The following is a 12,974-nucleotide window of genomic DNA, read 5'->3' on the forward strand; positions in this document are numbered from 1 at the left end:
TCGTCATTATATATCAGGACTAAAGCTAGCATATGAGACAACATTTCTGAAATTGCCTATTTTTGAAGTACATACTTTCCTGGAGCATCAGGCAGCAAGGGGTCAATATCTGGTGGAGGGATGAGTTTTTGTGAACTGTTATTTACCAACCAATCATGCCATGCTATCCACCAAGAGCCCTCTCTTTTTTCTGCTTTATTCAACCACTTTTTAGGGCCAATATAGGGCATGTCCTTTTTGTTTTCATGAATAAAATAAAAACGTCTAGGATGATTAGGTTCACTAACAATTCCTGCGTTGTGTCCCCCATTTGTTAGTACAAATGTAATATCTGTATGCATCATTAAATGTATTTTATATACAGATTCCCACGGAGCGATATGATCTTTTTCAGGACTTACTGCAAAAATAGGCAAATGAACATTACTCGGTGCTACTATTTCATCTTCTACACGAAAATGGCCCTCTGCAAATTCATTATGAAGGAATAGTTTATCGAGGTATTCTGTATGCATTTTATAGGGCATCCGGGTTGCATCAGCATTCCAGGCAAGTAGATCAATCATACCTCGTTTTGTCCCTGTCATATAATCATCAATCATTTTTGACCAAATGAGATCGTAGGTACGCAACATCTGAAAAGAACCTGCCATGTGTTTGGGATCCAGATAGCCTTTTTCCCACATCATATTTTTGAGAAAGTTTATCTCACTCTCGTTAATAAACAGCATGAGCTCGCCTGCTTTGGTAAAGTCTCCTTGTGCTGCTAGTAGAGAAAGACTTTTAAGGCGATTATCATGATTTCTTGCCATTGCCGCAGCAACAATCATTGCCAGTGTTCCACCAAGGCAATATCCCATCAAATGAATTTTTGTTTTAGGTAAAATATCATTTACAGCATCAATTGCCGCCATTGCACCTTGACGATAATACTCATCCATTCCTAAGTCTCGGTCATTTTCATCTGGATTACGCCATGAAATAATAAAAACGGTATGGCCTTGTTCAACAAGCCATTTAACTAATGAGTTTTTTGAAGATAAATCTAAAATGTAATATTTCATTATCCAGGCGGGTATTATTAGGATCGGTTCTTTAAAAACCATTTGAGTCTGTGGCTTATATTGAATTAATTCAATCAAGTGATTGGTGAATACCACTTTTCCTGGAGTAATGGCAACATTTTTCCCAGGTTTGAATTTTCCAGCACCAGGAGGAGGTAAACCAGCTAATCTTCTCAGTAAATGATCAAATGCAATTTGAGTACCCCGAATTAAATTTACACCACCTGAGCGAATTGTTTCATTAAAAAGATCCGGATTACTCATGACAAAATTTGAAGGTGATAATGCATCAAGTAATTGACGGATGCAAAAAGAAACGGTGCGCTCTGAGCGATTAGATAGTCCAGGTACTTTTGTAGTAGCATAACGCCACCAATCTTCAATATGAAGAAAAACCTCAGCATAGAAACGCCAAGGCAATAATTGCCAATTTTCCTTATGAAAGCGAACATCTTTTCCTTGTGCGGGTTGCTTGTCATAAATTAAATGAGTCAAAAATTCAGGGGTATGTATCATAGGATAAAAATCCAGTGCTAAGAGATGTCCTGGCGACTGGGCTAATTGTAAAAGCCAAGCACAATGAGCAGTTCCTATTACAGCTGGACTCATTCCCATGGTAATCTTGCCTAGATTTGCCTGATATAATTTATTAATGTAATAAAAGAAATCATCAATTTTATTCATATACTCAGAATAACTTTCGGTATTGACTGTAGGTGGTTGGAAAACAGGTTGCTTTTTTGTCGACGGATTTTTTTTTACAAGACTTTTTGTAGCCATTTGATTCCATCCTTTGAAGATCGATTATCGATTTAAAAAGTTCATTGATATAAATTATAGTGTTATTTTTAAAGTTATGTATGCCCCAGCTCTGGCGATGGTATTATTGGGTGAGAAGACAATCTTTTTTGAATAATCACTAGGATTGGTTTTCCAGGTTTATTGTGAAGCAGGAACAATGAGTGTTATAAAATCTTTTTGTTAAAATTGTAAAGCTTTATACTTAGCGCTACTGTTGCTATTATTTTGTTATAGGTATTCTCTCTATTTTATAGAGAAGATCTGAAAGGTGTTGATCCATGAAATTATCTAAAAAATTGTGTTTTATGTTGGCTTATTTACTGGTGCTACTGCCTTTTATTGGTTTTTATTACGGTGATTTTTATACATTTCTTCCTTTTTTTGTATTATTTACAGTGGTTCCAATTATTGATTACTGGTTTGTTGATCCAACCAATCCAAGCATTACTGAAGAACAACAATTGCAACAAGAACGTTATTTCAAGCTCCTTACATGGTTCTATGTTCCCTTGCAATGCTGTGTTTTGATTTTTTCAGTTTATCTTGTGGCGCATGATACTTTAAGTTTCATTGAGCTGATTGGATTTAGTGTGTCAATAGGTCTTTTGACTGGGGGAGTAGGAATTACTCTTGCCCATGAGCTGATGCATAAAAACTCCATAATTGATCAAACTTTAAGTAAAGTTTTATTAGTAACTGTGGGCTATGGCCATTTTTTTATTGAGCATGTGCGAGGACATCATGTTCATGTTGCTACATCTAAAGATCCAGCGACATCACGATTAGGAGAAAGTTTATATCAGTTTTTACCACGGACACTTGTTGGTTCTTTTCAATCTTCTTTATTAATTGAACGTAAGCGTTTAGAGCGTTTGGGATATTCAGGTTATCATTTAAAAAATCAATTTTGGTGGATAATTAGTACCCCAATTATTTTGGCGTTGATTATTTTTTGTTATGGTGGTTGGCGTGCTCTTTTTTTCTTCATTCTTCAAGCGTTGACTGCTATTTTACTGCTTGAGATCATTAACTATATTGAGCACTATGGGTTAGAGCGTAAGAAACTAGCAAATGGGTATTATGAGAAAGTTTCTCCTCAACATTCATGGAACGCGAATCATTGGCTCAGTAATATGCTTCTTTTTCATTTGCAAAGACATTCTGACCACCATACTCATGGTGCACGCCCGTATCAAATATTAAGGCATATTGATTCAAGTCCACAATTGCCTTCCGGATATTTAGGAATGATGATTCTAGCGCTTTTTCCACCATTATGGCGACGGGTTATGGATAAACGGGTGATTGCCAAGCGAGCCGAGATAAGCATAAATAATAATTAATTTTCTCTATTATAAGGCAGAGTGGGCGCTATTTTTTAGCAAGGTGAGACTCCATCTTTAGAGCGTTCACCGTCTTCATCTTCGGGGATTTTAGGTGCATGAACTCCCTCTTTATGAGTCACTTCTGTTTTCTCCAGGGAACTATTTTCAGGCGTTTTTATTTGAGGTGATTTCGAGGGGGAGGATGTTTTTTCTTGATTCAATTTTAAGGGATTAGGATCCCTATCTTCTTTGCTATCCTTAGGTATTTTAGATGCATTTTCGATTTCCTTTTGTAATGTATCTTGTACATTTTTACCTTCGGGAGTGAGTGATTGTGCAATAATATATTCAGAACTATGTCCTGCTGTGGTTTCAATATCTTGAGCTTGATGTAACGAATCTTGCGCTTTAGTCTGTGATTTTTGGGCTTGAGAATTTTTAATTCGGTTGACTACAAATGAGCTGACAAGTGTAGTGACGGTGATAGCACTTGCCGCCAACATCAATGTTGCTCCTATGGGAGCGGCGGGCGTTAACATTAAGATTGCACCAACTACGGCTAGAATACCTGCGCTCACATATATTCCTTTTCTTGCGAGCTCCCACCGACTGGTTCGCTTTTCTTGAAGCTCTAAAAGTTTAGAGCTCTTATTAGCAAAAACAGTGCTTTTATTTTCTAATTCTTTAATTACGGACTCTAAATGAGTCGATGATTGTTTGAGGGTTGCTTTTAGGCTTTCAATTTTTTTGGGGTCAATGGTTAAGGGCGGCTTATTGAGCTCATCCATAAGTTTCTTTTTGAGCTTTGCAACATTATTGACCTCCTTATCAAGGGCATTTTCTAAATCATTTAGTTCTTGCTCTAATTGATGTACTTCTTTTTCTAGCGCTTTTCGTTCACGCCATTCCTGAAAATAATTAAATGAGGTTCTACCTAAACCTATAGCAGTAATTGCTAATACAAAAACACCTACTCCTATAGGTCCACCTACTGCAGCAATTGCTAATGATCCAAGCACAATGGTGGCAATAGAAAGCCCCATAAGTATTGCTTCGTTAGGTTTGGGTTTTCGTCTTTCTAAAGCACATAAAAGAGGAATAGTGGTAAATCCAAGTATTCCGGTTACCAAGGCGCCAATTCCACCACCGTGGATCAATAACTTAGATGCCTCTTCAGGAATGTGAATAAGAGTATGGGCATTATCAGCAATTTCACCAAACAGTTTTGTAATTTCATTGCCTTGGCTTGTGAGATCCATAATTTGGGCAATTATTTCGGCTTTTTTAGCACGACCAATTGCTTCTTTTTCACCATGGCTAACATGTTTTTGAAGGCGAATTGTATCTAGCTCAGCAAAATAAGCTTGTAATAGACATTTAATCTTTTTTGCTTTTAAAGCATTTTCGATTAATTCTATAGTTTGCTGGTCAATGGTTAATTGTGTTTGCAAGTTTTTTGTAATTGGAGACATTCTTCACTTCTTGAATCACTGTTTATTACTCAAAGTTTAGAATAAAAATGTGCTCTTAGTGGATGAACGTCGAGGAATGGGTGATTTTTGCGGGTTTGGAGTTTTAGTAATTCGTTCTTATGTGTCTTCGAAAAAACGAAGATTGGTTAAAGCAATTTTTAAGAAAGCGTTATTTGTAGCACGGTGTTTATGCCACATTTAAGAGCTACCTCATTTTGTTTAAGAGGAGGTGGTTGCGCGCTTTATCCATAGGGCTATCCTGTATAAACCGTGTATACGGGATAGCCATGCATTCTATTCGTTCTTTTTAAACCTCTAGGGCTTAAAGTCAAGTGCTATTTTTTGGTTACTAGTATCAAATTTATCCAATACTTTTTTTACTGTACCAAAAGGGTTACTTTGAGCATAGGCATGTATCTCATTAAAACTAACTGGTTTACCCTTTAATAGATCAGAAACAAACCCACTTGTGCCAAAAAATTTGACTCTCGCACTGTCTTCTTGTGCTTGTGCAAGTTCTTTTTTGAATAACGCCATACTAAATTTGGGTTTTTTTCCTGGATTTTCTATCTTCTCTTGTTTTTGGCCTAGTAAAGTTGCATGTTCATTGGAAGTAATTAAATTTTGAGTAATGCTAAAATAGCTATTCTTATCTGCTCCATGTGCACTTCCAAATTGATGAGGAAGACTTTTAAAGCCATCCCATAATAATCCTTCTATGATAGTTTCTTCGGGTAGGTTTTCAATGAAACTAAAAATTGCAAATTTATGGTTTTCACTTACAGTGATAAGTCCGATAACCAATGGAGATGAGCGATAATCATCCTCTTTCTGCATTGCTAGTAAAAAGGTCTTTGATTCTAAATTATAATTTATTGATGGAAACGTATCTGTAAAATTTCTGAATTTTCTGATTGTAATATTAATACGGTCCTGCTCCTCATCATACGATAAGTTTTGAGCACTTGTGTAATAACCCTCTGGAAAGTCAACTTCAAAACTGACGGATGTATCACGTCCATGACAATGGGTTTTTGTCGCAACTCCTGTATGAAGAAAGTCAGGAGGAATATAAACATAGACTCTGCTCTGACCAAGTCTAAGATCTGTTGCCATCTCATTAGGGTTCAATGCAGAGTATCCTGCATCTTTATCCTTATTCGTTGAGTCTTTACCTTTGTTGGCTTTTTCAGCATTATTAAAGAATCGTTTGTAATCTTCCGGCCGTAATTTTTCATTACTAGCAATGAATTGATCATACAATGCTTTTTTATCAGGATCAGAGAGAACTGTATAGGCTTCGTTAACTTTTTTAAATGCTTCCGTCCATTTTTCTTTTTCTGTTTGATGCTTATCTGGATGGACTTCTCTTGATTTATTCTTATAGGCTTGCTTTAAATATTGGCTATCATTGGCCTTTGCTTTGTCATCAATACCAAGAATTTTATAATAATCTTTGTTTAAATACTCTTTTATCACTTCTTCATTTGCAGCCATTATTAAACTCCACTTATTGAAATATCCTTTTATTTTATAATTGGAGGATTAATAATTTATTAGGGTAATCGTGCACTTTGTGCATAGGCCCAACATTAATTGCATCGACAAAAAGTACTTACTCATGAGGTTTAGGCTTTTTTCGCAGTATTTTTAGCTCACTTTGTTTGGATTTATCATCTAAGATCCTTTGTTGAGCACGCCTTGATCGTCTTTTCTTTTGGCGCTTTAATTTTTCAATTTTTTGCTGTTTTTGGGTTTTTTCATGGCTCAAAATTGCATTTAATTTTTCACAAAGCCGCATTCTTGCAAAATATCGATTGTCTTCACGGCTTCTTGATTCCTGGCACTTTATTTCCACGCCAGAAGGTTCATGTTTTAAATAAACTGTGGAGGCAGTTTTATGCAGCTTCTGCCCCCCTTTACCACTGCCCAATATAAATTTTTCGATGAGATCTGCTTCGCTAATGCTTAATTTCATCATTAACTCTATTAACCTATCCCATTTCTCTTTATTAATCATACTTTGGACTATTTATGGATTTATTTATTCTCTTTTTAAGTCATCTGAGTTTGTTAAAAATTTATCTTCATGATCAATCACAAATGCGGTAAAAATTCGAATGATTCGATCATCAATTTTTTCAGGATAGTGCACAGAGACACTCCAATTGTTGTCATAGAAATTTCGATTGAATTCGGCAATTGGGTGAGGATTACTCGTGGATGGTAAAATGACAAATCGGTCAAAGCTGGAGTTAGCATAAGCGAAGCCAATTTCAGTGGCTTTTCCGGATTCATCATATTCATAAATAGTAAATTTTGCTGATTCGAGTGTCGCTAGATTTCCATCAATAAATCCAATTTGCACACCACGAGTGTCATAAATATCAATTTCTTTAGCCCAATGGTATAAAGAACCTAAGGAAATAATTCGTGTAATTCCAGTAGCTTGCCATCCATCTTTATTGGATAAATCATAGTTCGTACGGATACGAAAAGCACTCTTTTTTACTGAGCCAGGATAGGTTTCTCTTTGGGTGGATTTGATCTGATAAATTTCAGAAAGTTTATAAATATGTTTTGTAACGATGAAATCATAAGGATGATCTTCATGAACACCATAACTGTTAGCAGTTGCATAGGATAGCGCAAATAGGAAAAACAAACATGATGCCAATAATTTTCGCATTTATAGCTCCTTTAATTCAAATAATGTTTGGAGATGCTAATTTAATCACCCCAGGAAAATATATTATTAGAAGAACATATTTTTCATTTACTTCGTGAAAAGTGGACTGTATGGTAAATCAAATTGGTTAATTAATAAATTATTTTCAATGAGATGATTTCTGCTAATAAATTTCTCTTTGACTCATTCTAAATTGCATTAACACTGCCTTGACAATGTATTGAGTTAATCTTGTGATTGTTCTAAAATAAACCATTTTTTATAGGGCTAACATCAATATGTCTTTGGAATCTTCAGTTGAAAAGGGTATCGCGGATTTTAGTTTAATTATTGGCAAAGGTTTAATGTATGGCGGGGGTGCTGGCCTATTAATCATGGCTGTTGTAGGAACCATAGCTATTGATCTTGTATTACTGGCATATGCTGAAAAACATCATAATGATTTTATGACCGGATGGATTTTAGGCACTATGTTTTGGGGGCCAAGAGTGGATCCGCTACCACTTCTTATTGCTTCTCCTATAACCTCATTGATTGCTGTAGGTTTATCTTTGGCTTTAGGTGTACCTCAAGTTGGTGTTGCGTTGTTGACTGGATGGGCTTTAGCGGCTACTGTTTTTACTGTGGGATGTGCTTTAGTTTCTTTATCGGAATCCATTAATCTTGAACCTGAACATGATCAGATTCGTCGTCTTGCTTGTGTTTGATTTATAAAGCATTTCCTAATGAATCAAGAAAAAGAATATTGTAAGTTATAACAGCTATTTTACAGCCCACCGAAATAGCTCATAAGATGATTATTGTCCCTAAATTGGTATGGTCAAATCCATTATACCGTGTCACACTTAGAAATAATCGATCGAGGGTTTGGGATATTTACTTATGTATTTACTTTTTGATTTTGATGGAACGATAGTAAATAGTTATGATTGTGTTATTGAAACAACCAATTTATTAGCAGAACAATTTAATTTAAGAAAGATCGAGAAACATGAAATCGAACATTTGCGCGATCTTACATTTCTAGAAGTAAAAAGTTTTTTGGGTGTTCCCTTTTATAAAATACCTTCGCTAATACGAGAAATTAGAAGGCTTTTATTCGATCAAATGGTAAATATACAACCAGTTACTAATATTTCTACAGTATTAGAGACTTTTTATAATTCTGGATATTGTCTTGGTATCTTGACTTCCAATTCGATTGAAAATGTCCGTATTTGGTTAGAGATAAATCAAATTCACCACTTTTTTAGTTTTATTCATGACGAATCAAATCATTTTTCGAAACGTTCTTTGCTGAAAAAGACCTTAAAGAAATATAAAATTGATAAAAGTAACGTTTTTTATATAGGAGATGAAGCTCGAGATATTGAGGCTGCAAAAAGGAATAATATCCAGTCAATTGCAGTGACTTGGGGTTATAATTCAGAAAGAATTTTATTGCAGTATCAACCTACTTATCTGGTGAAACAACCTGAAGATCTATTAACTATATGCCTCCAAAATCTAAAGAGTTAGGATTAGCCATCTATGCTGCGCTTTTTAAGGGCTATTTTCATCCAACCAACCTAACTCAAATCTGACTTTTACTCAAGATTGTTAACTTGTGACTAAGAAACAAGCTTTCACTAGGGACAATACGTTAGGTAATAACATTTTTTAGCGGAAAAGGCATTTTCATGCCTTTTATGTTGAACTCGCGTTGTTTCCTAGTTTTTAATAACCGCTAATGACACGAGTTTGGTTGGCCGGTCTTATCACAGATGGGGGTATGATGCTCAACACAAAATTGATGTGTGGTTATTTGACAGGGAGGAGTAGGTTCACTTTGAAAAATAGTTGCCAAACATTCTCCTTGATTCTTAAAAATTAAAGCCGAGTCGCAATGCATTGTTTGTGATAAAGGAGTGCAAATGAGTTTATCGAAATCCAGGCAATATGGATTGTTGGCTTCCCAATCATTATAAGGAATGCACGCACAGTACCGGTAGATATCAGAAAAACAACCATTTTCATCAGGACCACAGAGAAAATAACGACTGTTGCAATAACAAGGGATGGTAATCATCAAATATAGGATTATGAAGAGATTCATTTTTTTCATTGTTTTATTCCTTTTAGTTGGACAGTTTGTTTCCGTTGCTAGGATTTTGATTTAACGACAACTTCCTTGGCGTTAATCGTTATCCTCATTTTATTCGAGATGCAGTACTATTTTTTATGGACCAAAAGCTAGAATAAGCTTGAGTTTATAGATGACTCTTGGTTTCTGCCGGAAAATAGGGTGAGGGCATCGCAATAAAACGTGGTATTTTTACATAAAATAAAAATAATTAAAATATTAAGAATATGTTGGCAATTCCGTTTCCGACGTCTCGCGGCTTGTCCGCGGGATCCAGAAAAATCTGTATTTGAGCAATAAACTTATATATTTATCAAGATTACTGGATCCCGCGGACAAGCCGTGGGACGTCGGATCTTGAAAGATAAATTGTCAACAGCCTATATATACATGCTAAAAAGGTATTTCATTGAAAACCCAATTGCCTCCATGCTTCATATAAAATAACAGCAACTGCATTCGAAAGATTTAAGCTGCGATTATTTTCACGCATCGGAATGGAGAGTGAAATGAATTGTTGTAACATTTCTTTGGGTAATCCATTGGATTCTGGTCCGAATAAAAACATGTCTTCAGAGGCATATTGCACCTTCGCATAACATTTTTCAGCTCGAGCACTGCAAGCATAAATTGTTTTTTGCTGATGTTGGAGAATAAATGTTTCCCAATTTTCATATTGTGAAATGCAGGCCCATTCATGATAGTCTAAGCCTGCGCGCCGCAATGCTTTTTCCTGTAATGAAAAACCTAGAGGGTGTATTAAATGTAATTTTGCCCCAGTATTGGCACATAAGCGAATGATGTTTCCCGTATTTGGAGGAATTTCTGGTTGGTAAAGAGCAATATGAAACATAGATCTTATCAAAATAAAAATAGTTAGAATTTTTTGCCAAAAAACGCGTTAAGTATACCGTTGAACCGCGATTTTCAACAAACTTAATCTGTTGGCTTTGGTTGCGATCATATAGACCCACTGGTATATTGCAAGATGATGTATAATTTTTCGAAGACCTGTAATGTGCACTACTCGCTCATGGATAAGTCAATTTATCAAAATCTGTTTTTTATTAAGATGATGACCCTATGATAATAATCACAATATTAAAACTTCGGTTTGCCATTGTGCGTGGTCTAGCAAAATTCAATCCGTTTTTTCTTTTACTTCTTCTGATAGGAGTTTTTCTACAAGGGTGTTTCTCATCGCGACCGAATCAACCATTGCCTCAAGTCCCTACAAAATGGCCTCAGCAACCCCCTCAAGTAAAAATGGATGATCGCATTGATCTGCCTGATATGACATGGTGGCGACAATTGCATAACCCTGAATTAGATCAAATGATTCAACAAGCACTGCGTAATAATAATAGTATTCACATCGCCGCGGCCAATCTTCAATATGCACAGGCACAATTAAAACAAGTCAAATTAAATTGGATCCCTGGAATGAGTATTCTGTCTGGTTATAGCCAAATGCCTAATTTAGGAGATCCGGGGGCATTCGTGGCTTTATTTCCACAGTATGTTCTCAATATTTTTCAGCAAATAAAACAACAAAAAAGTGCCAAATATCAGGTCGAAGCAAGTTCTCATGCCCAAGATGGCATACGGTTAGTCCTTATAGGTCAGGTATCAGCCAGTTATTTTACCCTTCTGGCCCAGCGTGAGGCACAACTAATATATCAACGTTTATTACATGATGAAAATAAATTGATTTCATTATATCAAAGTCAATACCGTGCTGGCCTCATTTCAAAAGATAAAATAGATACATTAAGCAGTCAAATAAAACAAACTCAATCACAATACGTTGTTACACAGCACAATATTATTGTAAGTCAAAACACCCTACATTTTTTATTAAATCAAAATCCAGGCGCTCTACCTTTTAAAGTCTCATTTAATCAATTGAAAGATTTAACAATAGTCCCTGGTAATTTACCGGCAACAGTTCTAAAAAATCGTCCTGATGTAGGTGAAGCAGAAGCAAAATTAAAGGCTGCAAATGTAGATATAGGAGTTGCATGGGCTAATTTATTACCTTCTGTCAGACTTGATTCACTCTTAGGTTTCAGTCAAATCTCAAACGGAGCTTTTGCCTTAAATGAAGCCTATATCAATACACCGGCGATTAATCCACCAATCTTTGGGCTCATTCAAGCAAGCCAAGCACGATCGCAAGCAATCTATTATGCGTATCTTGATACGGTAAAAAAGGCTTTGCAAGAAGTTGATAATGCTTTATCTGCTTATTCGGCATATAGCGAACAATTACTCAAAAATCAATCTGGATTTTTGGATGAAAAAAAACGTTGTGCTTTGGTTGATTCTCGTTACCGTCGTGGCATTGTCAGCTTATCGGAGGTAGTGTCTTGTCAGATTAAGTTGGATTACTTCAATTTGGTCATTAATCAAAATAAATTGGAAAAAATGCTAACTCTCGTTGTATTATTTCAAGATTTAGGTGGTGGCTATCATGGGGTTTGATTCGCAGAAATTACTCCGTTCGATGCGCTTATCTTTGGCCTATTTGATTATATTCTGGATAACTACTTATTTAGTTATTCCAGAGCCTGGCTGGTGTTATGTAACAGCATTATCCGTTCTATTTGAATACTCTACTGTAGGTGGAGTGCTTACCAAGAGTTTTTTACGTATAACGGCAACACTATCAGCGGTTATTTACAGTATTATCATTGTTTATTTTTTTGCAAATATTGCAATTCTAAATCTTATTGCCTTAATTGGGGGTATATTTATCTATGCATACTTTTTTATGGGCAGTAAATTTCAGTATGGAGGCTTTTTAGGAAATTTAACCCTAGTGATGATGCTTATTAATTACAACAACCTCGATGTAGTTGTATTGCGACCCTTTAATATCATTATTGGACTTATCATCGCTTTAAGTCTTATGCGGTATTTCTATCCGCAATATGCGCGCGATCTAGTCCTCAGAACTCTAGCAGATATGCTTCTTCAGCTTATAAATATCTTGAATGATTTTCTGAATAAATCTCAATCAGTACAAACACTTAAAGATAATTTTCTTGTGCATGAAAATAAGTTTCTTACTGATCTCACGAATTTTAATCGTTTTAATGATGAAGCCCGATTTGAAACTCGAAAAGCTCCTTCCTTTACCAGTAAGAATACGAGTGCTCTTCTCTATACAAAACGTATTTATCATTTAGTTAGTGTGCTTGTGTTCCATTTAGCAAACGATGAGTTACGATCTCATATTATTATCGATGATAATATTACTCAGGTACGCGATTACTTAAACGTTTTGCGAGTAAGGCTTCTTAATGTTGGGCCTCCTGTATCACCACAATCAGCATCCTTAGTACTTAATAAAATAAAAAAAGATTCGTTAAAAGAAGAGGATCCAGAGGTATTCCTGGACATTATGTTTGTCGAGCTGGGCAAGGAATTAGGACAATTAAACCAGATAATCGATGACGTTCTTTTAATTCGCTCGCATAAATATTGTTTAACATAAGG

General features: G+C 35.6%; 12 protein-coding genes. 5 read left to right on the plus strand and 7 right to left on the minus strand.

All coding sequences use genetic code 11. The features are described from left to right. Positions 1-56 precede the first annotated feature (56 nt). Positions 57-1,844, minus strand: coding sequence for a PHA/PHB synthase family protein (locus DYH34_RS05795; protein WP_058464359.1), 1,788 nt, complete (start codon positions 1,842-1,844; stop codon positions 57-59). A gap of 299 nt (positions 1,845-2,143) precedes the next feature. Between DYH34_RS05795 and DYH34_RS05800 the strand changes: the two genes are divergently transcribed. Then, the gene (locus DYH34_RS05800; protein WP_058464358.1) at positions 2,144-3,208 is read left to right on the plus strand and encodes an alkane 1-monooxygenase; all 1,065 of its coding nucleotides are present in this window, start codon (positions 2,144-2,146) and stop codon (positions 3,206-3,208) included. A gap of 35 nt (positions 3,209-3,243) precedes the next feature. Here the strand turns inward: DYH34_RS05800 and DYH34_RS05805 are convergent, their stop codons facing one another. The 4 genes from DYH34_RS05805 to DYH34_RS05820 all read right to left on the minus strand — a co-directional run bounded on the left by DYH34_RS05805 (position 3,244) and on the right by DYH34_RS05820 (position 7,351). Then, positions 3,244-4,662, minus strand: a complete 1,419-nt coding sequence (locus DYH34_RS05805) for a hypothetical protein (protein ID WP_058464357.1) — start codon at positions 4,660-4,662, stop codon at positions 3,244-3,246. A 315-nt stretch (positions 4,663-4,977) separates the two neighbouring features. Beyond that, positions 4,978-6,159 carry a J domain-containing protein gene (locus DYH34_RS05810; protein ID WP_058464356.1) on the minus strand — a complete coding sequence of 394 codons (1,182 nt, stop codon included), beginning with the start codon at positions 6,157-6,159 and terminating at the stop codon, positions 4,978-4,980. Positions 6,160-6,277: 118 nt separating this feature from the next. Continuing rightward, positions 6,278-6,682, minus strand: coding sequence for a peptide chain release factor family protein (locus tag DYH34_RS05815; protein ID WP_058464355.1), 405 nt, complete (start codon positions 6,680-6,682; stop codon positions 6,278-6,280). Positions 6,683-6,706: 24 nt separating this feature from the next. Beyond that, a complete protein-coding gene (locus DYH34_RS05820) occupies positions 6,707-7,351 on the minus strand; it encodes a hypothetical protein (protein ID WP_058464354.1) in 645 nt (214 codons plus the stop codon). A gap of 278 nt (positions 7,352-7,629) precedes the next feature. Here DYH34_RS05820 and DYH34_RS05825 point away from each other — a divergent pair, with 278 nt between their 5' ends. Together DYH34_RS05825 and DYH34_RS05830 are read left to right on the plus strand one after the other, a co-directional pair. Further along, the gene (locus DYH34_RS05825; RefSeq protein WP_058464353.1) at positions 7,630-8,058 is read left to right on the plus strand and encodes a hypothetical protein; all 429 of its coding nucleotides are present in this window, start codon (positions 7,630-7,632) and stop codon (positions 8,056-8,058) included. Positions 8,059-8,233: 175 nt separating this feature from the next. Next, entirely contained in the window at positions 8,234-8,869 is a 636-nt protein-coding gene (locus tag DYH34_RS05830) for an HAD hydrolase-like protein (RefSeq protein WP_058464352.1), read from the plus strand. 208 nt (positions 8,870-9,077) lie between these two features. Here DYH34_RS05830 and DYH34_RS05835 read toward each other — a convergent pair whose 3' ends face one another. Together DYH34_RS05835 and DYH34_RS05840 are read right to left on the minus strand one after the other, a co-directional pair. Beyond that, positions 9,078-9,455, minus strand: a complete 378-nt coding sequence (locus DYH34_RS05835; protein ID WP_058464351.1) for a hypothetical protein — start codon at positions 9,453-9,455, stop codon at positions 9,078-9,080. Positions 9,456-9,879: 424 nt separating this feature from the next. Next, positions 9,880-10,326 (minus strand): tRNA (cytidine(34)-2'-O)-methyltransferase, encoded by a 447-nt coding sequence (locus tag DYH34_RS05840; protein WP_058464764.1) that lies wholly within the window; start codon positions 10,324-10,326, stop codon positions 9,880-9,882. Between the two features lie 230 nt (positions 10,327-10,556). On the opposite strand from DYH34_RS05840, the gene DYH34_RS05845 reads away from it, so the two are divergent. Together DYH34_RS05845 and DYH34_RS05850 are read left to right on the plus strand one after the other, a co-directional pair. Further along, on the plus strand, positions 10,557-11,957 hold the full coding sequence (locus DYH34_RS05845; RefSeq protein ID WP_058464765.1) for a TolC family protein: 1,401 nt from the start codon (positions 10,557-10,559) through the stop codon (positions 11,955-11,957). Continuing rightward, positions 11,947-12,972 (plus strand): FUSC family protein, encoded by a 1,026-nt coding sequence (locus DYH34_RS05850; RefSeq protein ID WP_058464766.1) that lies wholly within the window; start codon positions 11,947-11,949, stop codon positions 12,970-12,972. Before DYH34_RS05845 ends, DYH34_RS05850 begins: the two co-directional genes overlap by 11 nt. The last annotated feature ends 2 nt before the right edge of the window (positions 12,973-12,974 follow it).

Origin of the sequence: Legionella cincinnatiensis, assembly GCF_900452415.1 — a bacterium.
Classification (GTDB): domain Bacteria; phylum Pseudomonadota; class Gammaproteobacteria; order Legionellales; family Legionellaceae; genus Legionella; species Legionella cincinnatiensis.

Coding starts and splice junctions, on each gene's coding strand:
- DYH34_RS05800 (WP_058464358.1), top strand. CDS start 2,144: ATGAAATTATCTAAAAAATTGTGTTTTATGTTGGCTTATTTACTGGTG.
- DYH34_RS05835 (WP_058464351.1), bottom strand. CDS start 9,455: ATGAAAAAAATGAATCTCTTCATAATCCTATATTTGATGATTACCATC.
- DYH34_RS05820 (WP_058464354.1), bottom strand. CDS start 7,351: ATGCGAAAATTATTGGCATCATGTTTGTTTTTCCTATTTGCGCTATCC.
- DYH34_RS05845 (WP_058464765.1), top strand. CDS start 10,557: ATGATAATAATCACAATATTAAAACTTCGGTTTGCCATTGTGCGTGGT.
- DYH34_RS05830 (WP_058464352.1), top strand. CDS start 8,234: ATGTATTTACTTTTTGATTTTGATGGAACGATAGTAAATAGTTATGAT.
- DYH34_RS05795 (WP_058464359.1), bottom strand. CDS start 1,844: ATGGCTACAAAAAGTCTTGTAAAAAAAAATCCGTCGACAAAAAAGCAA.
- DYH34_RS05805 (WP_058464357.1), bottom strand. CDS start 4,662: ATGTCTCCAATTACAAAAAACTTGCAAACACAATTAACCATTGACCAG.
- DYH34_RS05825 (WP_058464353.1), top strand. CDS start 7,630: ATGTCTTTGGAATCTTCAGTTGAAAAGGGTATCGCGGATTTTAGTTTA.
- DYH34_RS05840 (WP_058464764.1), bottom strand. CDS start 10,326: ATGTTTCATATTGCTCTTTACCAACCAGAAATTCCTCCAAATACGGGA.
- DYH34_RS05815 (WP_058464355.1), bottom strand. CDS start 6,682: ATGATTAATAAAGAGAAATGGGATAGGTTAATAGAGTTAATGATGAAA.
- DYH34_RS05850 (WP_058464766.1), top strand. CDS start 11,947: ATGGGGTTTGATTCGCAGAAATTACTCCGTTCGATGCGCTTATCTTTG.
- DYH34_RS05810 (WP_058464356.1), bottom strand. CDS start 6,159: ATGGCTGCAAATGAAGAAGTGATAAAAGAGTATTTAAACAAAGATTAT.